Genomic DNA, 20763 nt, shown 5'->3' with positions numbered 1-20763 from the left:
ACACTCTGGATTGCTTCGCTGCGCTCGCAATGACGGCGTGGGGAGTGCGCGTCGTCGCTTACGAAAAGAACGCGATCTTCTCGGCCTGGGTCATGCGGCGGATCGGCGCGAGCGGGTCGTTGGCTGGTGCGCGCGGCTTTTGCAGGATGCCACTGGCGAGGATGGTGGCGCCGAGCGAGGCCTCGGGCATGGACGCAGGCAGGGGCGAGGGCATCGGCAGCGTTGCGGCCGGTGCTGCGGCGAACGATGCTGCCGCTGCCATGGCCGGCGCCTGCTGCTCCATCACTTCGGCGGCGGCTTCCGCGATGGCGTCGGTGAGGCGCGCGAGCGAGTCCAGCGCGATCGGCGCGTCCGCGGCGGGCTCTTCGGCGACGGCTGCGACGACCGGCTCGGCGACCGGCTGCGGATGCGCGGTGGCAATGGGCGCTGCGACATCCGAGGGCACCGGCTCCGGTGTTGCGGCGGCCATCTCGACCGGCTCGATGATCTCGTCGAACTCAGGATCGGGCGCGGCCATCTCCAGCGCGATGGCTTCGAGAATGGCTTCGTCCTCGGCCTCGGCGGCGGCATCGAGCGAGAACTCCTCGCTTGCTTCCGTCGATGCCTCGGGCTCAGCGGCCGGCTCTTCAAACGCGACGGCTTCGAGCTCGGCATCATCAGGCACGACGTTTCCGAGCACCGCGCTTTCAGCAGGGATCTGGCTGTCGGCCGCGATCTCCTGTGCAGCAGCCGCGTCCATGGCCTGCTCGGCGATGACGCAGGTCTCAGCGACGGCCGTTGCTTCGACAGCCGCCGCCTCGGCTTCCGGAGCTGCGGCGATCTCTTCGCGCGTCTCCGTAAAAGCCACGGCTTCGCCGGCCATCGCCGCCGGCGCCGCCTCGACGGGCGAGGCTTCCGCAGCGGATGACGGCACCTCCTGCGCCGGAGCCGGAGCCGCCTGCGGCGATGCGCCGCCGTCGAGCTGCTCGACCCGATCCTTCAACAAATCGAACGCGGCCTTGAGCTCGACGCGGGGATCGAGCGTCGAGATCTGCCCGCAGGCGGCCTCGATCGAGGCCAGCTGCGAATCAATGAGGTCGCAGATTCGCCCGTCGGCGCCGATCTCGCGCCAGCGCCAGGAGATCTCCTTGATGATGCGCACCCCGCGCGGGATCGGTGCGAGGCTCGCCTCGATCGCGGCGGGATCGAACGCGGCGAGTGCGATCGTCTCCGCCTCGCGGATGGCGCGGCGGATTTCGACCAGCGCCTCGGGCAGGCGGTCCTCGACGACCGGTTGCCGCTCTGCCGCAAGGGTTTCCTCGATTCGAGCGACCGCATCCAGCACCATGCTTGTGTCGGCATTGCGGTTGCGCTTGGCATATTCGCCGAGGAACCAGCGGCCGCGCGCGGTCTCCATGAAGGCTTCGCGGATCGCTTCGTAATCCTGCTCGTTCGGCTCCGCGGCGCGGGCAGACATGGGCGAGAGGGCGAATGCTTCGTTGGCCATGACAATCTCGTCGCGCAAATCAGTGCGCGTTACTGTAACGATCACCACGATATCGACCGAATCGCAATTGGTTTGATGCAGTCCGAATCACAAATCCCCATCGCGGCAGCGACGAAGCGGCGATTCGCCGTGAGCCTCGCCGTGTTCTATTCGGCCTTCTTTGCGGTTCTGGGCACGCATATGCCGTTCTTCCCGGTCTGGCTGAAGGCGATCGGCGTCGACGCGGCCTGGATCGGCATCATCAACGCGCTGCCGGCGATCACACGTTTCACCACGCTGCCGCAGGTCACGGCCTTTGCCGAAAAGCGGCATGCCATCCGCGCCGCCATCATGGTGTCGGCGCTGGCGACGGCGATCGGATTTTCGGTCGTCGGCCTGCAGCAGCAGCCGCTGGCGCTGTTCGTGATCTATGCGCTGACCTGCATGATGTGGACGCCGACGATGCCGCTGACCGATGCCTATGCGCTGCGCGGTGTCGCCCGCTACGGGCTCGACTACGGACCCTTGCGGCTGTGGGGCTCGGCGGCTTTCGCCGCCGGCTCGCTCGCCTGCGGCTATCTGGTCGACGTCATTGCTCCGCGCGAGCTGATCTGGGTCATCGTGGCCTGGGCTGTCGTCGCTGTTCTCGCCAGCCTGCTGCTCCAGCCGCTCGACGATCTCAGGCGGAGGACGCCGGAGCGGCCCGCCGGCAAGCCGCTGCTGCGTGATGCCGGCTTCTGGGCGGTGATCGCATCGGCCGCGCTGATCCAGAGCAGCCACATCGCTTTCTACACCTTCTCGGCCATCGACTGGCAGCTCCATGGCATCAGCGGGCTCACCATCGCGGTGCTGTGGACGCTGGGCGTGATGGCCGAGATCGTGGTGTTCGCGCTGTCGCCGCGCTTCTCGCTGCATCCGTCCACGCTGATGGCGATCGGCGGCGTGATCGCCGTGCTGCGCTGGATCGTCACCGCCAGCGAGCCGCCGCTCGTGCTGCTCGCGATCGCCCAGCTCGGCCACGGCTTCAGCTTTGGCATGACCATCCTCGGCACCATGAACCTCTTGGTGCAGCGCGTGCCGTCGCATCAGATCGCGCGCGGGCAGGGCTATTACGCCGCCTGCAACGGACTCCTGGGCGCGGCGACGTCGATCGCATCGGGCGCGATCTATGCCCGCATCGGCGACGGTGTCTATTGCGTCATGGCCGCGATGGCCGCTGCCGGCGCGATCCTGATCTGGTCGGCGCGGCATCGCCTCACGGCTCAGCCCCAGAGCGAAGCGTCCGGCGGGTAGACCAGGCTGTCGTCATAACGCAGGCCGTGGTCGCGGTCGTGCGCGAGCAGCAGCGGGCCGTCGAGATCGACGAAGCGCGCCTGCGGCGTCACCAGCATCGCTGGCGCCATCGACAGCGAGGTTGCGACCATGCAGCCGATCATGATCTCGAAGCCGAGCGCCTGGGCGGCATCGGCCATGGCCAGTGCCTCGGTGAGGCCGCCGGTCTTGTCGAGCTTGATGTTCACGGCATCGTAGCGGTCGCGCAAGGGCGCGAGCGAAGAGCGGTCGTGCACGCTCTCGTCGGCGCAGACCGCCAGCGGGCGCCTGATCCGCGCCAGCGCCTCGTCTCTGCCTGCCGGCAGCGGCTGCTCCACCAGGGTAACGCCGGCCACGGCGCAGGCAGCGAGATTGTGTTCGAGATTGGCCTCGGTCCAGGCCTCGTTGGCATCCACGATCAGCTCGGCTTCGGGGGCGGCCTTGCGCACGGCCGAGATGCGCTCCGGATCGCCGTCGCCGCCGAGCTTGATCTTGAGCAGCGGCCGGTGCGCCGCCTTGGCGGTCGCCGCGGCCATGGCCTCGGGGGTCCCTAACGAGATCGTGTAGGCCGTGGTGCGCTCCCCCGGGGCCGGGCGGTCGAGCAGGTTCCAGGCGCGCAAGCCGGCCGCCTTGGCCTCGAGGTCGATCAGGGCGCAATCCAGGGCGTTGCGGGCCGCACCGGGCGGCATGGCGGCCTGGAGGGCCTCTCGCGTCAGCCCGCCCGCGACGGCCTCCTGCATGGCCTCAATCGCGGCCAGTGTCGCCTCCGGCGTCTCGCCATAGCGGGGATAGGGCACGCACTCGCCGCGGCCGGTCAGGCCGTCCCGGCTGACCTCCGCCACGACGGTGACGGCCTCGGTTTTGGCGCCCCGGCTGATGGTAAAGCTGCCGGCGATCGGGAAGCGCTCGATTCGCGTCGCCAAAGCTGCAAATTTCATGGAAGTCATTTTGAACTCTGGCGAAATCTGAACCTGCTAGTTACCTCTAGCAACTAACATTAACCACTTGGGGATACCTTCTCTGGGTAAGGGCGCGTGCGCAACCATCTGATTTTCTCCGCCCCGGCACGGGAGCGGACATGAGTGGCGATCCGAAGCTGGAACGGATTGCCAAGGGCAACGCGCTGGCGCTGTGCGCCACCGGGACCTGGACCGCAAGCTTTGCGCCGGTCCTGGAGCGGATGGTGACTGAGGCCGAGAAGCTCGCAGGCACTCCGCAAAGCATCTTCATCGACGTCTCCGAAATCGCCAAGCTCGACACGTTCGGCGCCTGGCTGATCGAGCGGCTGCGCCGCAGCCTGACCAAGGGACCTGTCGAGGCGCAGATTGCGGGTCTGTCCGCCAATTATTCCAGCCTCGTGGACGAGGTGCGGCGGGTCAGGGCGGCGGCCGTGGTCGACAGCAACCCGATCACCATCTCCGGCATGCTGGAGCAGATCGGCCGGGCCGTGGCCGGCGTCGCCGGCACGGTGGCGGGCCTCGTCGACATGCTCGGCGCCGTGCTCGCGGCGTGGTTTCGCGTCCTGAGTCATCCGCGCTCGTTCCGCCTGACCTCGACCGTGCATCACATGGAGCAGGTCTGCTGGCGCGCGGTGCCGATCATCGTGCTGATCACCTTCCTGATCGGCTGCATCATCGCGCAGCAAGGTATCTTCCATTTCCGCCGTTTCGGCGCCGACATCTTCGTCGTCGACATGCTCGGCGTCCTGGTGCTGCGCGAGATCGGCGTGCTGCTGGTCGCGATCATGGTCGCGGGCCGTTCGGGGAGCGCCTACACCGCCGAGCTCGGCTCGATGAAGATGCGCGAGGAGATCGACGCGCTGCGCACCATGGGGTTCGATCCGATCGAGGTGCTGGTGCTGCCGCGCATGATGGCGCTGGTGCTGGCGCTGCCGATCCTGGCATTCCTCGGCGCCATGGCCGCGCTCTATGGCGGCGGTCTGGTGGCCTGGCTCTATGGCGGCGTTCAGCCGGAGGCGTTCCTGTTGCGCCTGCGCGACGCCATCTCGATCGATCATTTCATCGTCGGCATCGTCAAGGCGCCGGTCATGGCGGCCGTGATCGGCATCGTCGCCTGCGTCGAAGGGCTGGCCGTGCAGGGCAGCGCGGAATCGCTGGGTCAGCACACCACCGCGTCGGTGGTGAAGGGTATCTTCTTCGTCATCGTCATGGACGGCATCTTCGCCATCTTCTTCGCCTCGATCGGGATGTGACGATGGCAGGCGAGATACAGGATCCGATCATCCGCGTCCGCGACATCACCGTGCAGTTCGGCGCGACGCGCGTGCTCGACGGGCTCAACCTCGACGTCAAGCGCGGCGAGATCCTGGGCTTCGTCGGTCCCTCCGGCGCGGGCAAGTCGGTGCTGACGCGCACCATCATCGGCCTGGTGCCGAAGGTCGCAGGCTCCATCGAAGTGTTCGGCGTCGACCTGGATTCCTCGAGCACGTCGCAGCGGCGCAACGTCGAGCGGCGCTGGGGCGTCCTGTTCCAGCAGGGCGCGCTGTTCTCCTCGCTGACCGTGCGGCAGAACATCCAGTTTCCGATGCGCGAATATTTGCGCGTCTCGCAGCGGCTGATGGACGAGATCACCATGGCCAAGCTCACCATGGTCGGCCTCAAGCCCGAGGTCGCCGAGCGTTTCCCGTCGGAGCTCTCCGGCGGCATGATCAAGCGCGTGGCCCTGGCGCGCGCGCTGTCGCTCGATCCCGACCTCGTCTTCCTGGACGAGCCGACCTCCGGCCTCGACCCGATCGGCGCCGGCGACTTCGACGAGCTGGTCCGGACCCTCCAGCGCACTTTGGGGCTGACCGTTTTCATGGTAACCCACGACCTCGACAGCCTTTACACCGCATGTGACCGCATCGCCGTTTTAGGGAACGGTAAGATCATTGCGGCAGGGTCGATCGCCGACATGCAGGCCTCGCAGCATCCCTGGCTGAGGCAGTATTTCCATGGCAAGCGCGCCCGCGCGGTCATGGGTTGAGTAGCTGGGTTGAGTAGCCGGAGCACCTGATGGAAACGCGGGCGAATTACATATTGATCGGCTCGTTCACGCTGGCGGTGATCGCCGCCGCGGTCGGCTTCGTGCTGTGGTTTCAGTCGCTGCACACCACCAAGCAGCGCAGCCCGCTGCGCGTCGTGTTCGAGGGGCCCGCGGCGGGCCTGCGCAACGGCGGCAGCGTCAATTTCAACGGTATCAGGGTGGGCGAGGTGGTCTCCGTGAAGCTCGACAACCCGCGGCGGGTTGTCGCACTCGCGATGATCGAAAACAACGCTCCGATCCGCAAGGACACGCTGGTCGGCCTCGAATTCCAGGGCCTCACTGGTGTCGCCGCGATCTCGCTCAAGGGCGGCGAAGAGGCTGCAGCCCCGCCGCCGCTCGACCAGGACGGCATCCCGACGCTGACCGCCGACCCCAACAAGCTGCAGGACGTCACCGAGGCGATCCGCGCCACGCTGCAGAACATCAACAAGATCGTCGCCGACAATCAGGACTCGGTGAAGAACTCGCTGAAGAACCTCGAGACCTTCACCAACTCGCTGGCGCGCAATTCCGAGAAGATCGACGGCGTGATGGCGAAGGTCGACGGCGTCATGCTCAAGGCCGACAACCTCATGCTCGGCCTCAACACGCTGGCCGGCGGCAAGGACGGCGGCGAGCTGTTCCAGGCGGTGAAGTCGATCCGCGAGCTGGCCGACGATTTCGACAAGCGCTCCGGCGCATTGATGGCCGACGGCCGCCGCACCCTCGGCGACATCAGCCGTGCCGTGAACAATTTCGACCGCAACCCGACCCGCGTCCTGTTCGGCGCCAGCAATTCATCGCAACCCGCCCCGCCGCCCGAGCCGCCCAAGCCGGCGCCCGCCGCGAGCGGCAGGCGGTAGGTGGCGGGAGCGTTCGCACGAGATGAGAGAGGGCGCATGCTCTCTCCGCCGTCATTGCGAGCGAAGCGAAGCAATCCAGACTGTCTCTGCGGCGGCAGTCTGGATTGCTTCGTCGCTTCGCTCCTCGCAATGACGAGCTTGCGACCCGTGTCCCGGACGCGCTGCAACGCTCTTGGCGTTGCTGCGCAGAGCCGGGACCCAGAAAGCCACACCGTACGATGCCGCGTGGGCCCCGGCTCTGCAGCGCACCGCTAAAGAAGCGCTGCGCTGCGTCCGGGGCACGAGAGCGCGGATGACGCACTCAAACAAAAACGGAGGCCGAGAGGCCTCCGTTTTCTTTCGCTGTTCGTTGCTATCGGCCGCTTACCCCAGGCGGCCCGCCGCGTGCGCTAGCAGCGTGTACACCAGGCCCGTCTCCGAGATCAGGTGGCTGCGCAGCTCCTGCGGGCCGCGGCCGTCGCGGGCGACTTCGTCGAGCAGGCGCTCGAACTCGGCTACGTAGCGGTCGACCGTGCCCTTGAAGTTGCGGTCGGCGCGGTACTTGCGGGCGACCTCGTCGAAGGCCTTCTGGCCGGCGGGCGTGTAGAGGCGCTTGGTGAAGGCCTTGTTCTCGCCGCGCTGGTAGCGGTCCCACATCTCGGCGGCGAGGTTGCGGTCCATCAGCCGGCCGATGTCGAGCGACAGCGATTCCAGCGGATTGCTGCTCGCCTGCGGGGCCTGCGGCTGCGGTGCAGGGGCAGCAGCACGGCCACGGGGAGCCTCACGGCCGTTCGGAGCGCCCTGGTTGGCGTCCGTGCGGTTGAGCAGGTCCGACAGCCAGCCGTCACGGTTCTGGTCGTTGTTGCCGGGCGCGACCGGCGGCGCTTCGGTGCGGCGCGCGGCCGGCATGCCGAGGTCCGGCGGCGGCAGCGTCGAAGCGCTGCCGATGTCGCGCATGCGGGTCTCCGGCGCGCGGCTGCCGACGGCGGCCAGCACCGGCTCTTCCTGGCGCTGCACGCTGGCGCGGCCCGCCGTGGTGACGTCGAGCCCGCGGCCGTGCTGGGCCACGATGCGGTTGAGCTCGGCGAGCGCCTCGATCTGGTCGACGATCACCTTGCGCATCTGCGCCGTGCTCTCGGCGGCCTCCTGCGGCATCTCGAGCACGCCGCGGCGCAGCTCGTTGCGGGTGGCTTCGAGCTCGTTGTGCATCTCGAAAGCCATCTGCTTCATGCTGGCGACGAGGTTGGTGAACTTCTCGGTCGACTGCTTGAACATCGCATCCGCCTCATCGGTGGTCTGGCGGTAGATGTCGTGCATGGCCTCGATGGTCTGCCGGTGCTCCTCTTCGGATGCCGCGCGCACCGCCTCGAACTGGCGGGTGATCGCAGCCGAGCCGGCGCCGGCGGTCTCGGCGACGACGCGGGCGATGTCGCGGGCGCGCTCTTCGGCAGCCGCCAGCGATTCATCGAGCAGGCCGGTGAAGCGCGACAGCCGCTGGTCGAGATCGGCCGTGCGCAGGTCGATCGTGGTGACGAGCGATTCCAGCGCCTGCTTGCGCTCGGCGAGCGAGGCGGTGGTGTTCTTGTTGCTCTGCTCTACGACCTGGGCGGCCTCGACCAGCGCCTGGCCGTGCTTGTCGAACTGGGTCGACAGCTCGCCGAGATCCTGCAGCGCCTTCGTGGTCTTGCTGTTGAAGACGTTGAGCTGCTCTTCCAGGTTCTGCGTCGCCGCGCCGTTGCGCGAAGTGACGTCGTTCATCGCCGAGACGAAGTCGGCGACGCGGGTCACCAGCGCCCGCTCGAGCGAGTTGAGGTTGTCGTGCGCACCGGTCAGCACCTCCTGAAGCAGGATGTTGCCTTCGCGCAGGCGCTCGAACAGGGCGACCGTGTCGGTGCGCAGGATCTTGCTGGTCTCCTGCATCTCGGTGACGGCCGCAATCGAGACCTGGCGCGACTGGTCGATCGCGGAACGCGACGACTGCTCGAGATCCTTGAGCGACTTGCTGACCGCACTGGTGGCGACCTCGCTCGCGGCGTTGATGGTGCGGGCGACTTCCGAGCCGTTGCCCATCATGGTCTGCGAGAAGGCCTGGCCGCGCGTCTCGATCGACTTCAGCGCGTCGGAGGTGACGCGGTCGATGTCGAGCGTGAGCTGGCTCGTCTTCGTGCCGATCGCGTCGACCAGCGCACCGCGCTTGGCGTCGATCATGTTCGACAGACGGTCGGCCTGCTGCTGCACATAGGTGACGATCTCGTCGGTCTTGCCGGTCATGGCCTGGCCGAAGCTGGAGCTGGCGGCGAGGACCGAACGCTCGACGTCGGCCGAGCTCGACTTGACGCGCGAGCTCGCCTCGTTGGAGGCGGAGATCAGCGCGTTCTGGGCGTTGAGCGCGCTGGTCTGGATGTCGTTGGTGGCGTTGGCGGTGGCCGCGCTCAGCGTGCGCTCGATCTCGGTCGAGATCGTGCGGATCTGGCTCGCGGCGTCGGCCGAGGTCGAGGTCAGCGAGATCTGGGCCTCACGCGCGCTGTTGAGGATGGTCGAGGCGGTGTCGGCGCCGACCGCGGTCAGCGTGCGCTCGATATCCGTCGTCAGCGACTTGATCTGGCTCGCCGCGTCGGTCGAGGCGGAGATCAGCGTGCCCTGGGCCTCGCGAACGCCGCTGGTGAGCGCCTCGATGGTGGCGCCGCCGGCGGTCGCCAGCGCGCGCTGCATCTCGGCCGCGAGCGAACGGACCTGGCTGGTCTGCTCGGCCGAGACCGCGAGCAGGGTGCTCTGGGCGTCGCGGGCGCTGGTGGTGATCGTCTCGGCGGTGGACTGGCCGACCTGCGAGAGCGAGCGATGCACTTCGGCCGCGAGCGACTTGACCTGGCTCGCCGCGTCCGAGGACGCCGTCACCAGCGTGCTCTGGGCCTCGCGGGCGCCGCTCATGATGGTCTCGGCCGTCGAGGTGCCCGCCATCGTCAGCGAACGCTGCACGTCCGAGGACAGCGCCTTGATCTGGTTGGCGGTCTCGGTCGAGGCCGCGATCAGCGTGCTCTGCGCATCGCGGGCACCGGCGGTGATCGACTCCGCGGTGGCGGTGCCGGCCATCGACAGCGAGCGCTGCACGTCGGCGGTGAGCGTCTTGACCTGGTTGGCCGCATCCGACGACGCGGTGACGAGGGTGATCTGCACCTCGCGGGCGCCGGCCAGGATCGAGGCCGCGGTGGCGGAGCCCGCCGCCGACAGCGTGCGCTCGACGTCGGCCGCGAGCCCCTTGATCTGGGTGGAGGCTTCGCCCGAGGCCGCGACCAGCGTCGACTGCGCTTCGCGGGCGCTGGTCAGGATCGAGTTCGCCGCACCGGTGCCGACCGCGGTCAGCGCCTGCTCGACCTCGGCGGAGGTCATCTTGAGCTGGGCGTTGACGTCGGAGGAGACCGTCAGCAGCGACTGCTGGGCGGTGCGCGCGCCGGTCTGGATCGTCTCGCTGGTGTTGACGACGAGATTGGTGAGCGAGCGCTCGGCGTCCTCGACATGCGAGCGGATCGCGGTCGAGATCATCTCGGCGCGGGACATCATGTCCTCGCTGGCCTGGCGTCCGCTGCTTTCAATGCGGCCGGCGACGGCCTCGACGCGCGAGCCGAGCAGGTCCTCGAACTGCGCCACGCGCACGTCGATGTCGCTGGCGACCGAGCCGACCTTGGTCTCGATGGCCTGCTGGATCTCCTGGAAGCGTGCCGTGACCGTGTCGGTCAGATGCGTGCTGCGGCCGTCGATGATCTCGGCGACGCCAGTGATGCGGCGGTCGACGGCCTCGATCGCCTGCGCGGTGCCGTCCGTGAGCGTCGAGCTCAGCAGCGTCAGGCGGGTGTCGATCGACTGCACGGCCTGCGAGGCGCCGTTGGTCACGGACGTGGTCAGGTAGGTGAGACGGGCGTCGATGGATTCGAGCGCCTGCGTCGCGCCGCCGGTGAGCGTCGTCGTGAGGTGCGTCAAGCGGGTGTCGATCGACTGGATCGTCTGCGACGCACCATCGGTCAGCGACGTCGTGAGGTGATTGAGGCGTGCATCGATCGTTTCGATGGCCTGCGACGCGCCGCCGGTCAGCGAGGTCGTGAGGTGGGTGAGGCGCGAGTCGATCGACTGGATGGCCTGCGCGGCACCGTCGGTCAGCGACGTCGCCAGCGTGTTGATGCGTCCGTCGATGGTTTCGGTCATCGACTTCGCGCGGCCGTCGAACGACTGCTCGAGCGCGGCGACGCGGCCGACGAGCTGTTCGTCGAAGGTCCTGATGTGGCCTTCGATGGTGCCGTCGAGGCTGGCGATCTTGCCGTTCAGCGAGGCGTCGATATTGCCGACGCGTTCGCCGATCGTGGTCTCGAACTGCGCGAGGCGCTGGTCGAGCACCGCCGTGATCTGGCCGCCGTTCGACGTGAAGCGGGTGTCGAAATTGTCGACATAGGTCTTCAGCGTCTCAGCGATGTCCTGCGTGCGCTGGCCCATGCGGTCGACGATCTCGCCGCCGAAGGTCTTCACGGTGCGGTCGAACTCGGAGATGTGGCGGGTGATCAGCGCGCCCAGCGTGCCGGAGTCGCGGGCGAACTTCTCGACCAGCTCGGTGCCCTGGTTCCTCACCAGCTCGTCGAACGCGCTCATCTGCAGCGACAGCGAATCGTGCGCGGTCTCGGTCTGGCTGACGACCTTGGCGACCAGGGAGTTGACGGTGGCGTCGAGCGCTTCGCTGGCCTTGTCGCCGCTCGTCATGATCTGGCCGGCGAGGCGGTTGCCGGCGTCGTCGATCTTGGCGGAGATGTCGTTGGAACGCAGCTCGAGCTCGAGCAGCAGCGAGTCCGACGAGTTCTTCAGGCTGTCGTGCACCTGCTCGGTGCGCTCGGAGATGCCGTCGACGATCGCGGCGGAACGCTGCTCGAACTCGCCGGTGATGCGGTCGATGCGCTCGTTCAGCATCTCGTGGACGCGGTCGGCGAGGTCGACGAACTCGTCGTGGACGTGGCCGGTCTTGAAGTTGAGGCTGGTGGTCAGCCGCTCGCTGGCGTCGAGCACGGCGCGCGTGGTCTCGTTGCTGGCTTCCTCGAGGCGGTCGAGCAGGTCGCCGCCGCGCTCGCCGAGCGCCAGGATCATGTTGTCGCCGGCGTTGCTCAGCGCCTGGGTGATGTGGGCGCCGCGCTCTTCCAGCGCGCCGGTGATGGACTTGGCGACCTCGTCGACGCGGGAGGCGATCGCGTCCGAGATCAGCGCGATGTCGTGGCGCAGGTCGATCTGCACGCCGGAAATGGCGCTGCGAACCTGCTCGGCCTGGCCGACCAAATTGTCGCGCTGATGCGCGATGTCCTGGAGCAGGGCACGGATGCGGACCTCGTTGTCGGAATAGGCGCGTTCGAGCGCGGCGACCTCGTTGGCAACCAGCGTCTCGAGCTCGCCGGCGCGCGCAATCGCACGCTCGATGCCGTCGCCCATCGCCGCGACCTCGCGGCGGATGGCCTGGCCGACGGTGACCATGGAATCGGCGGCCGAGCCTTCCGGCTCGGAGAAGCGGATCGCGACCTGCGCCATCGCCTGCGCGATCATGCGCATTTCCTGGCCGCGCCAGACGAGGCTGGCGAGGAAGTAGAACAGCATGATCGGCGCGAAGAACATCGCAACGAGGCCGGCGATGACGAGCACGCCGCCGCTCTGGCCCATGGCAGCCTGGATCGAGGGCAGGAAGCCGACGGTCAGCGCCGCGCAGGCGGCGAGCCAGATGCCGGCGAAGATGGTGGCGAAGGTGTAGACGCTGCGGGCAGGGCGGCCCTTCTGCAGCGCCTGGAGCAACTGACCGATGGTCTCGCGGTCGTCATTGGCGGGACGGCGCGCGGTGCGCGGCTCCTCGACCGGGTCGAACACGGTCGACCGTTCGTTGGCGGCGGGGCGCGGCTCGAAGTTCGGATCGTCGAACACCGGTGGCGCGGCTGGCGGCGCCGGGGGCGCCGTTTCGTTGCGCATCGCGGCGTTGCGGCTGGTATCGGCCGCCGTGTCGCTGATGTTCAGGGCTTCCTGAATCGCAGAAAGCGCAACTTCTGTAGGGTCTTTGACCTTTTTCGGAGTGTTCGCCATGTTCAGTCCGAGCCCTCGTTACTTGTACGCGTCCCCCCGCGAGCCCTGCGCGCGGCGCAAGCCCACAGACCGGATCATGCCGCTTGCGCGGATCTCCGAGCCGTCCCCACCCGAACGGCTTGTCCGCCAATTTCTGCAACATCCTATTGGCAGAGCGTCGCGAATGAAATGCCCGCGATTAAGACATTCTTAATCATCGTTAACAGCATCGGGCCGTAACGCCTTAGCAATCAATGCAATTCTCCACTGGACTCGGCGGATTGCGGCAACTTTTCGTCAATAATCCGGCGGATCTGCGTCAATTTCCCCAAACATTTCGTTAACCATTTCCATGCTTGGGTGAGGGGAACCTGACCGCCGGACCGGCGGCCGTCGCGCGATGCCGGGGCCTGCGCCATGACGCCTGAACTGCAACGGATGGACTGGATGCCCTCGCCCCCGCTTGCGCCGATCGACAGCCCGCTCGACCTCGAGCACCTCTCCCGGATGACGCTCGGCGATGCCGAGCTGGAGCAGGAAGTGCTGGCCATGTTCGCGGAGCAGGCGGCCCGTCTGCTCGCGGCGATGACAGCGTTGCCGGCCGAGACCGGCGCGCTCGCGCACAAGCTCAAGGGCTCGGCGCGCGGGATCGGCGCCTTTGCGGTGGCCGATGCCGCAGCCAGCCTGGAGACTGCGATCCGGACCGGCCATGGCCGGCCCCATGCCTTGGCCGCGCTGAAAGAGGCGGTGGCCGAGGCTCGCGCCGCCATCGCGGCGATGCTGAAGCGTTGAGCCGATACGGCCGCAGCCGGGCTCTAGTCGCTTGTTTTGACGCGTTTTCTTCCCGCAAAGCGGGATTCAATTCGCAACAAAACGCTATGGCGCCGGGCTGATCGACCCGTTATAGGACAGCCGGGACCCTCCTTCATTCAAAGCACCGCGGCAGCACGAGCACACATGGCCAAGATTCACTTTGTCGACCACAAGGGCGAAACCCGCACGGTGGAAATCGAGAACGGCGCAACCGTGATGGAAGCTGCGATCCGCAACAGCATTCCCGGCATCGAGGCCGAATGCGGCGGCGCCTGCGCCTGCGCGACCTGCCATGTCTATGTCGACGAAGCCTGGCGCGAGAAGGTCGGCAGCCCGACGCCGATGGAAGAGGACATGCTCGACTTCGGTTTCGACGTGCGCCCGAATTCGCGCCTGTCTTGCCAGATCAAGGTCTCCGACGAGCTCGACGGTCTCGTCGTGGCGACGCCCGAGCGCCAGGCCTGATCGTCTCCAAGCAGGCTAACCAAGTAGACTAGATGCTCGGCGGCGCGACCTCGATGCCGCGCTTGTGCCAGGGTCTGAGCTTCTCGATCACCTCTGCGGTCAGCGGCGCGGGTCGCCGCGTGGCCTCGTCGAGCAGGACGCCGACCGACGTCGCCGACGCAATGCACGTGCCGTTCGAGAACACGACCTGCTCGAATGTCACCGACGTTCGCCCGAGCTTGACCACGCCGAGGCCAAGCTCGATCGTGCTCGGCCAGTGCAGCTCGGCGCGAAAGTGCATGTCGAGCCGCACCATGATCCAGGCCAGGCCCGGCGGGGTCAGCCCGTATTCGGGAAGCTTCATCAGCGTGACACGGCCGGTCTCGAAATAAGTGGCGTAGACCGCGTTGTTGACGTGCTGGTTCGGGTCCAAGTCGCCGAACCGGACGTTGTCGCTGAGGCGAAACGGAAAGTCCTCGAGGTGCGGGGTCGTGTCGAGGCGGGCTGGTGCGTTCACCGGTTGATCTCCGTCATATCCATGCTCGTTACAGCCCAGTTATTCTGGCCCGGCAAGTGGGCGCGGCTGTGGGGCGAACCCGCTTTTATGCCTTCCCTGTTCCATCCCCGTTGGCTAGACAGGCAGGGTCACCTCTGCCCAACGGGCGCCGTCCAACCGATAACGACCGATAAAGAGACGACATGAGCGACGTGATCAAAACCGATGTGCTGATTATTGGCGCCGGCCCGTGCGGTCTGTTCGCCGCCTTCGAGCTCGGCCTTCTCGACATGAGGGCGCACTTCGTCGACATCCTCGACAAGGTCGGCGGCCAGTGTGCCGAGCTCTATCCGGAAAAGCCGATCTACGACATTCCCGGCATTCCGCATGTGTCGGGGCAGGGGCTGACCGACGCGCTGATGGAGCAGATCAAGCCGTTTCATCCGACCTTCCATCTCGGCGAGATGATCGAGACCGTGGAGAAGATCGGCGATCCCTTGTTTCGCTGTACCACGGATGCCGGCAAGGTGTTCGAATGCAAGGTGGTGGTGATCGCGGCTGGCGGCGGCTCGTTCCAGCCCAAGCGTCCGCCGGTGCCGGGCATCGAGGCCTATGAAGGTACTTCGGTGCACTACGCGGTGCGCAAGATGGAGACGTTCCGCGACAAGAACGTGCTGATCGTCGGCGGCGGCGATTCCGCGCTCGACTGGACGCTCAATCTGCATCCGATTGCGAAGCGCATCACGCTGCTGCATCGGCGCGACGAGTTTCGCGCAGCGCCCCACAGCGTCGAGCAGATGCGCGCGCTGGTTGCCGGCGGCAAGATGGATCTGCGGCTCGGCCAGGTCACCGCGCTCTCCGGCGCCGACGGCAAGCTCGCCGGCGCGACCGTCAAGGGCAACGACAACAGCATCACCGAAATCGCCTGCGACACCATGCTGCCGTTCTTCGGGCTGACCATGAAGCTCGGCCCGGTCGCGAACTGGGGCATTGCGCTGGAGAACAATCTGGTGCCGGTCGAGACATCCGCGTTCGAGACCAACGTATCAGGCATCTTCGCGATCGGCGACATCAACACCTATCCCGGCAAGATCAAGTTGATCCTGTGCGGCTTCCACGAGGGCGCGCTGATGTCGCAAAAAGCCCATCGTTATGTCTATCCGGAGAAGCGGCTCGTGTTCCAGTACACGACCTCGTCCTCCAGCCTGCAAAAGAAGCTCGGTGTCAACTGACGGAAGCGTTCCGGGGCGGCGATGCCCCATGTTTCTGGTGCTGGAACCGTTCGCGAAATCGCCGTAGTCTGCGGCCATCTCGGTCGTGGGCTTGGCCAGGTTTTTGGCTTAGCAAAGTGTTGGCTTAGCAAGGTCTTGGCCCAACGAAGTCTTGGCCCAACGAAGTCTTGGCTCAACGAAGTCTTGGCTCAGCAAGGTGATTGGCTCAGCAAGGTGATGATAATGCGGACTCTCGTTTCCAGCTCTCGGCTGCTCTCCTTCCTCGCGCTCGCATTGTCACTCGCGATGGTGAGGCCGTGCGCGGCGCAGACCGCCGAGCCCACGGCGGCGGGCCTCTGGCAGAAGGTCGAAGACGGCAAGACGGTCGGATGGTTTCTCTTCATTGATCGCAATGGCGTGTTCGAAGGCGTGATCGCCAAGACCTTCCCGCGGCCGACCGACGATCCGAACGAGGTCTGCTCCAAGTGCACCGACGATCGCAAGAACGCGCCGGTGCTCGGCATCTCCTTCGTCCGCAACATGAAGCGCGAAGGGTTGAAGTACGAGGGCGGCAACGTGCTCAATCCGCGCGACGGCCAGATCTGGAAGGCCAACATGCGGGTCAGCCCCGACGGCCAGACCCTGACGCTGCGCGGCTATCTCGGCATCGCGCTGCTCGGCAAGGACGAGACCTGGACGCGCCTGCCGGATGCCTACATCGCGCAGGTCGATCCTGCCATCGTCGCAAAATATTTGCCGGCGCAGGCCGCAGCCGCGAAGCAACCCGCGCCCGCGGCGAAGAAGGGCGGTGCCACAATGGCGCCGGCGAAGCAATAAGGGCGCAGGCCGGCACTGCGCGGCCTCAATAGCTCTCGCCCTGGCGTAGGGGCCTTCCCCGCCACCGGATCTCCAGCCTGTGCGACCACCTTCGCCGAAGGGCGAATGCGCCTCGGAACCTTGCCAGTAGTTCCCCGGAATGCGCGCTGGCGCTGGATTTGCATAGCTGTTGGCAAAGCTGCTGGGGGAGCGAGTCGCCGTCTCCACGCCCGCGCACCATGCGGAGGGCGGACGGCAGCGTTTGCCCCGCGGTGATCACTTCGATCGCGGAGACCACATGAGACCTGCAAGACAGTGTGCCGCCGTGCTGCTGGGGCTGACGGTACTGACGCATTCGGCGCTGGCGCGCGACGACGGCCGCTTCGCCAACTCGCCCTTAAAGCCCTGGTTCGAGAGTCTGCATAGCGAATTCGGGCAATGCTGCTCGGATGCCGACGGCTATGTCATCGCCGATGTCGATTGGGAGTCCGATCGCGGCCGCTACCGCGTGCGCATCGACGAGGAGTGGGTCGTGGTGCCCGACGGCGCCGTGATCACCGTGCCGAACAAGATCGGCCGCACCATGGTGTGGAAGCACTATGTCGACGGCCATCCGCGCGTGCGCTGCTTCATGCCGGGCAGCATGACGTAGACGCGCGTCATTCCGGTCGGCGCGCGGCGCCGAACCCGGAATGACAAAGGCGAGCTTAGTGCGCCTGTTTGTTCGAACCCGCGCTCGCGAGCTGCTTGATCCGCGGCGACAGCACGGAGACCTGCACCGGCGAGGCCGGCATGCCGGCGACGGTCATCGCAGGGCTTGCAGACTGCTCCTCGACGCCGGCGCCGCCGAGCACCTGCACCTGCGTCGCCGTGATCGGAAACGACGTCACTTCGTAAGAGGGAAGCTCGCTGGCGAACGCGGCGGCCGAGCTCGCAATCATGGCGCCGGCAACGGCAATCATCGAGAGAACGCGCATTGGAAAATCTCCGTGGAAAATGTCAATCGGAGGTTTGGTCGCCGCGGTGCCGCGACAGGTTCGCTCGTGCGCGAACAATCCCGTTGCCTTCGGCGCAGATATTGATTGCTTGATGCGAAGGGACGAAACGCGGAAGAAGTTTTCCGCGTCAATATTTCCGGACGGTTTCGCGAAAGGCGCTTGCGGTCTCAGGTCACCGGCGCGGGATTGAACAGTGTAAGGTCGTTGTGGATGCCCCAGCGATCCGACCACGGCTTGGTGCGGCCAGAGGCGACGTCGAGGATCAGGCGGAACAGGTCCCAGCCGGTCTCCTCGATGGTCTTCTCGCCGGTTGCGATCTTGCCGGCGTCGAAGTCGATCAGGTCCTTCCAGCGCCGTGCGAGCTCGCTGCGCGTCGCGACCTTGATCACCGGCGCTGCCGCAAGGCCGTAGGGCGTGCCGCGGCCGGTGGTGAAGACTTGCAGCGTCATGCCGGAGGCGAGCTGCAGCGTGCCGCAGATGAAGTCGCTTGCGGGCGTCGCCGCGAACAGCATGCCCTTCTGCGTCGCCTTCTCGCCGGGCGAGAGCACGCCGGCGATCGCGCTCGAGCCGGACTTGACGATCGAGCCCAGCGACTTCTCGACGATGTTGGCAAGGCCGCCCTTCTTGTTGCCCGGCGTGGTGTTGGCGCTGCGGTCGGCGCCGCCGCGGGCAAGATAGGAATCGTACCAGGCCATCTCGCGCACCAGCGCGCGGCCGACGTCCTCGTTGATGGCGCGGCGGGTGAGCAGCTGGATGGCGTCGCGCACCTCGGTGACTTCCGAGAACATCACGGTGGCGCCGGCGCGGACCAGCAGGTCTGCGGCGAAGCCGACGGCGGGGTTGGCGGTGACGCCGGAGAAGGCATCGCTGCCGCCGCATTGCAGGCCGATGACGAGATCTGAGGCCGGGCAGGTCTCGCGCTTGCGGGTGTTGAGAACTTTCAGGCGTGCCTCGGCCTGGGTCATGATCGCATCGACGATGGCGCCAAAGCCGTCGAAGGCCTCGTCCTGCATGCGCACGATGGCGTCATTCACGCCTTCCGGCACCAGGCGCTCGGGCGCGAGCTTCTCGCAGCCGAGGCCGACGACGAGAATCTCGCCGCCGAAATTGGGGTTGAGCGCGAGGTTCTGCAGGGTGCGGATCGGCACGACAGCGTCGGGCGCGGTGATGGCGACGCCGCAGCCATAGGCATGCGTCAGCGGCACGACGTCGTCGACGTTGGGGTACTTCGGCAACAGCTCGGCGCGGATGCGCTTCACAGCATACTCCATCGTGCCCTTGACGCATTGCACGGAGGAGGAGATGCCGAGGATGTTCTTGGTGCCGACCGAGCCGTCCGGGTTGCGGTAGCCTTCGAAAGTGAAGCCTTCGAGCGGCGGCAGCGGCGCGGGGACGGCGGTGGAGATCTCGAGCTTGTCGAGGGCAGGGGCCTCCGGCATGCGGATGCGCGCCTCGTCCACCCATTCACCGGCCAGGATCGGCGACAGCGCGTAGCCGATGATCTCGCCATAACGGATGATCGGTTCGCCTTCGGCGATGTCGACCAGCGCGGTCTTGTGTCCCTGCGGCACGAAGGCGCGGAGCGTCAGGCCGCTGGCGAAGCGCGAGCCGGCGGGGAGCCCGAAATCATTGACCACGATCGCGACATTGTCGCGCTCGTTGAGCTTGATGTAGCGGGGTTGCTCTTTCGCTGCGACGTCCTGGTCCATCTGCGCTTGCCTCAGAAGTCGTAGGGTGGGCAAAGGCGCAACGCGCCGTGCCCACCGTCTTCACACCGAGCGTAAGCGGTGGGCACGCTTCGCTTTGCCCACCCTACGATATCTCAACCCGGATACGTATAAGCCGTCTTCACCGTGGTGTAGAACTCGCGTGCGTAGGAGCCCTGCTCTCGGGCGCCGTAGCTCGAGCCCTTCCGGCCGCCGAACGGCACGTGATAGTCGACGCCGGCGGTCGGCAGATTGACCATCACCATGCCGGACTCGCTGTTGCGCTTGTAGTGCGAGGCGTATTTCAGGCTGGTGGTGCAGATGCCGGAGGCGAGGCCGAACTCGGTATCGTTGGAGATGGCAAGCGCCTCCTCGTAGTTCTTGGCACGAATGACGGCGGCGACCGGACCAAAAATCTCCTCACGCGCGATGCGCATGTTGTTGTTGGCCTCGGTGAACAGCGCCGGCTGCAGGTAGTGGCCGGGATTCTCGCGCTTCAGCAGCTCGCCGCCGAAAGCGAGCTTGGCGCCTTCGTCCTGACCGATCTTGATGTAGCGCAGGTCCTGGTCGAGCTGGCTCTGGTCGACCACGGGGCCGATATGCACACCGGCCTTGAGCGCATCGTCCACCGACAGGCTGTTCAGGCGTTCGGCCACGGCCGCGACGAAGCGATCATGGATGCCTTCGGTGACGATCAGGCGGGACGAGGCGGTGCAGCGCTGGCCGGTGGAGAAATAGGCGCCGTTGACGGCGACCTCGACGGCGGTCTTGAGGTCGGCGTCATCGAGCACCACCAACGGGTTCTTGCCGCCCATCTCGAGCTGGAACTTCTTCATGGGGTTCGAGAGCACGCAGGCCTGCGCGATCTTGCGTCCCGTCTGCACCGAACCGGTGAAGGAGATCGCGGCGACGTCAGGATGCTCGAGCAGGGTCTGGCCGACCACCGAGCCGGAGCCGACGACGAGATTGAACACGCCCGCGGGAATGCCGGAGCGGGTGATGATCTCGGACAGCGCGTGCCCCGAGCCGGGCACCAGCTCGGCCGGCTTGAACACGACGGTGTTGCCGTAGCAGAGCGCCGGCGCGATCTTCCAGGCGGGGATCGCGATCGGGAAATTCCAGGGCGTGATCATGCCGATGACGCCGACCGGCTCACGGGTGAGCTCGACGTCGAGGCCGGGACGCACCGAAGCGCCCTTCTCGCCAATCAGGCGCAGCGCTTCGCCGGCGAAGAACGCGAAGATCTGGCCGGCGCGGGCGACCTCGCCGATGCCTTCAGGCAGGGTCTTGCCTTCCTCGCGCGCGAGCAGGCGGCCGAGCTCTTCCTTACGGGCGAGGATCTCGAGCGAAATCTTGTTCAGCGCGTCGAAGCGCGCCTGCGGGGTCGACTGCGACCAGGCGGGGAAGGCGGCCTTCGCGGCGGCGATGGCCTTCTCGGTCTGCGCCTTGTCGGCCTTGGCGTATTCGCCGACGAGATCATTGGTGTTGGAGGGGTTGATGTTCCTGGTGATGCCGGAGCCGTCGACCCATTCGCCGCCGATGAAGTTCTTCAGGATTGCTGTCAT

The 20763-nt window shown here is 66.7% G+C and carries 16 protein-coding genes; 9 read left to right on the top strand and 7 right to left on the bottom strand.

The annotated features are described in order from the left end of the window. Positions 1–58: 58 nt before the first annotated feature. On the bottom strand, positions 59–1486 hold the full coding sequence (locus N2602_RS26895; protein WP_260379950.1) for a hypothetical protein: 1428 nt from the start codon (positions 1484–1486) through the stop codon (positions 59–61). A gap of 75 nt (positions 1487–1561) precedes the next feature. On the opposite strand from N2602_RS26895, the gene N2602_RS26890 reads away from it, so the two are divergent. Further along, the gene (locus tag N2602_RS26890; RefSeq protein ID WP_212260251.1) at positions 1562–2758 is read left to right on the top strand and encodes an MFS transporter; all 1197 of its coding nucleotides are present in this window, start codon (positions 1562–1564) and stop codon (positions 2756–2758) included. Here N2602_RS26890 and dgcA read toward each other — a convergent pair. After that, the gene (dgcA, locus tag N2602_RS26885; protein WP_260379949.1) at positions 2728–3723 is read right to left on the bottom strand and encodes an N-acetyl-D-Glu racemase DgcA; all 996 of its coding nucleotides are present in this window, start codon (positions 3721–3723) and stop codon (positions 2728–2730) included. The two genes, N2602_RS26890 and dgcA, sit on opposite strands and share 31 nt — an antisense overlap. A 131-nt stretch (positions 3724–3854) precedes the next feature. Here dgcA and N2602_RS26880 point away from each other — a divergent pair, with 131 nt between their 5' ends. Genes N2602_RS26880 through N2602_RS26870 form a run of 3 tightly spaced genes read left to right on the top strand, consistent with a single transcriptional unit; the run spans position 3855 to position 6663 of the window. Then, a complete protein-coding gene (locus N2602_RS26880) occupies positions 3855–4988 on the top strand; it encodes an ABC transporter permease (RefSeq protein ID WP_260379948.1) in 1134 nt (377 codons plus the stop codon). A gap of 2 nt (positions 4989–4990) precedes the next feature. Continuing rightward, entirely contained in the window at positions 4991–5761 is a 771-nt protein-coding gene (locus N2602_RS26875; RefSeq protein ID WP_172785270.1) for an ABC transporter ATP-binding protein, read from the top strand. Positions 5762–5790: 29 nt separating this feature from the next. Beyond that, positions 5791–6663: an MlaD family protein gene (locus tag N2602_RS26870; RefSeq protein WP_212260255.1), complete on the top strand. Its 873-nt coding sequence runs from the start codon at positions 5791–5793 to the stop codon at positions 6661–6663. Between the two features lie 363 nt (positions 6664–7026). Here the strand turns inward: N2602_RS26870 and N2602_RS26865 are convergent, their stop codons facing one another. After that, positions 7027–12735: a negative regulator of septation ring formation gene (locus tag N2602_RS26865; RefSeq protein ID WP_260379947.1), complete on the bottom strand. Its 5709-nt coding sequence runs from the start codon at positions 12733–12735 to the stop codon at positions 7027–7029. 396 nt (positions 12736–13131) lie between these two features. Here N2602_RS26865 and N2602_RS26860 point away from each other — a divergent pair, with 396 nt between their 5' ends. Beyond that, the gene (locus N2602_RS26860; RefSeq protein WP_260379946.1) at positions 13132–13506 is read left to right on the top strand and encodes an Hpt domain-containing protein; all 375 of its coding nucleotides are present in this window, start codon (positions 13132–13134) and stop codon (positions 13504–13506) included. Between the two features lie 165 nt (positions 13507–13671). Further along, positions 13672–13992: a 2Fe-2S iron-sulfur cluster-binding protein gene (locus N2602_RS26855; protein ID WP_008143731.1), complete on the top strand. Its 321-nt coding sequence runs from the start codon at positions 13672–13674 to the stop codon at positions 13990–13992. 28 nt (positions 13993–14020) lie between these two features. On the opposite strand, the gene N2602_RS26850 is transcribed toward N2602_RS26855, so the two are convergent. Next, positions 14021–14488: a thioesterase family protein gene (locus tag N2602_RS26850; protein ID WP_172785267.1), complete on the bottom strand. Its 468-nt coding sequence runs from the start codon at positions 14486–14488 to the stop codon at positions 14021–14023. 182 nt (positions 14489–14670) lie between these two features. Here N2602_RS26850 and N2602_RS26845 point away from each other — a divergent pair, with 182 nt between their 5' ends. From N2602_RS26845 to N2602_RS26835, 3 genes are all read left to right on the top strand, one after another. Continuing rightward, complete coding sequence (locus N2602_RS26845; protein ID WP_172785266.1) at positions 14671–15699, top strand: NAD(P)/FAD-dependent oxidoreductase; 1029 nt, start codon at positions 14671–14673, stop codon at positions 15697–15699. Between the two features lie 222 nt (positions 15700–15921). Next, entirely contained in the window at positions 15922–16515 is a 594-nt protein-coding gene (locus N2602_RS26840; RefSeq protein WP_172785265.1) for a DUF2147 domain-containing protein, read from the top strand. A gap of 277 nt (positions 16516–16792) precedes the next feature. After that, entirely contained in the window at positions 16793–17146 is a 354-nt protein-coding gene (locus N2602_RS26835; protein WP_212260264.1) for a hypothetical protein, read from the top strand. Between the two features lie 55 nt (positions 17147–17201). Here the strand turns inward: N2602_RS26835 and N2602_RS26830 are convergent, their stop codons facing one another. The 3 genes from N2602_RS26830 to N2602_RS26820 form a co-directional block, all read right to left on the bottom strand. Continuing rightward, on the bottom strand, positions 17202–17471 hold the full coding sequence (locus tag N2602_RS26830) for a hypothetical protein (protein WP_246572062.1): 270 nt from the start codon (positions 17469–17471) through the stop codon (positions 17202–17204). Between the two features lie 188 nt (positions 17472–17659). Further along, positions 17660–19201, bottom strand: coding sequence for a galactarate dehydratase (gene garD / locus N2602_RS26825; protein ID WP_260379945.1), 1542 nt, complete (start codon positions 19199–19201; stop codon positions 17660–17662). 113 nt (positions 19202–19314) lie between these two features. Next, the gene (locus N2602_RS26820) at positions 19315–20763 is read right to left on the bottom strand and encodes an aldehyde dehydrogenase family protein (protein ID WP_260379944.1); all 1449 of its coding nucleotides are present in this window, start codon (positions 20761–20763) and stop codon (positions 19315–19317) included.

The sequence above is a fragment of the Bradyrhizobium sp. NC92 genome, assembly GCF_025200865.1.
Lineage (GTDB): Bacteria > Pseudomonadota > Alphaproteobacteria > Rhizobiales > Xanthobacteraceae > Bradyrhizobium.
The sequence above is the reverse complement of the archived record's forward strand: the minus strand, read 5'-3'. Positions and strand labels throughout refer to the sequence as shown.

Excerpts from the sequence above, each read along its gene's own strand:
- N2602_RS26870 (WP_212260255.1), top strand. The coding sequence starts at position 5,791 with ATGGAAACGCGGGCGAATTACATATTGATCGGCTCGTTCACGCTGGCG.
- N2602_RS26835 (WP_212260264.1), top strand. The coding sequence starts at position 16,793 with ATGAGACCTGCAAGACAGTGTGCCGCCGTGCTGCTGGGGCTGACGGTA.
- dgcA (WP_260379949.1), bottom strand. The coding sequence starts at position 3,723 with ATGACTTCCATGAAATTTGCAGCTTTGGCGACGCGAATCGAGCGCTTC.
- N2602_RS26860 (WP_260379946.1), top strand. The coding sequence starts at position 13,132 with ATGACGCCTGAACTGCAACGGATGGACTGGATGCCCTCGCCCCCGCTT.
- N2602_RS26890 (WP_212260251.1), top strand. The coding sequence starts at position 1,562 with ATGCAGTCCGAATCACAAATCCCCATCGCGGCAGCGACGAAGCGGCGA.
- N2602_RS26865 (WP_260379947.1), bottom strand. The coding sequence starts at position 12,735 with ATGGCGAACACTCCGAAAAAGGTCAAAGACCCTACAGAAGTTGCGCTT.
- N2602_RS26875 (WP_172785270.1), top strand. The coding sequence starts at position 4,991 with ATGGCAGGCGAGATACAGGATCCGATCATCCGCGTCCGCGACATCACC.
- N2602_RS26830 (WP_246572062.1), bottom strand. The coding sequence starts at position 17,471 with ATGCGCGTTCTCTCGATGATTGCCGTTGCCGGCGCCATGATTGCGAGC.
- N2602_RS26895 (WP_260379950.1), bottom strand. The coding sequence starts at position 1,486 with ATGGCCAACGAAGCATTCGCCCTCTCGCCCATGTCTGCCCGCGCCGCG.
- N2602_RS26820 (WP_260379944.1), bottom strand. The coding sequence starts at position 20,763 with ATGACAGCAATCCTGAAGAACTTCATCGGCGGCGAATGGGTCGACGGC.
- N2602_RS26845 (WP_172785266.1), top strand. The coding sequence starts at position 14,671 with ATGAGCGACGTGATCAAAACCGATGTGCTGATTATTGGCGCCGGCCCG.
- garD (WP_260379945.1), bottom strand. The coding sequence starts at position 19,201 with ATGGACCAGGACGTCGCAGCGAAAGAGCAACCCCGCTACATCAAGCTC.
- N2602_RS26855 (WP_008143731.1), top strand. The coding sequence starts at position 13,672 with ATGGCCAAGATTCACTTTGTCGACCACAAGGGCGAAACCCGCACGGTG.
- N2602_RS26880 (WP_260379948.1), top strand. The coding sequence starts at position 3,855 with ATGAGTGGCGATCCGAAGCTGGAACGGATTGCCAAGGGCAACGCGCTG.
- N2602_RS26840 (WP_172785265.1), top strand. The coding sequence starts at position 15,922 with ATGCGGACTCTCGTTTCCAGCTCTCGGCTGCTCTCCTTCCTCGCGCTC.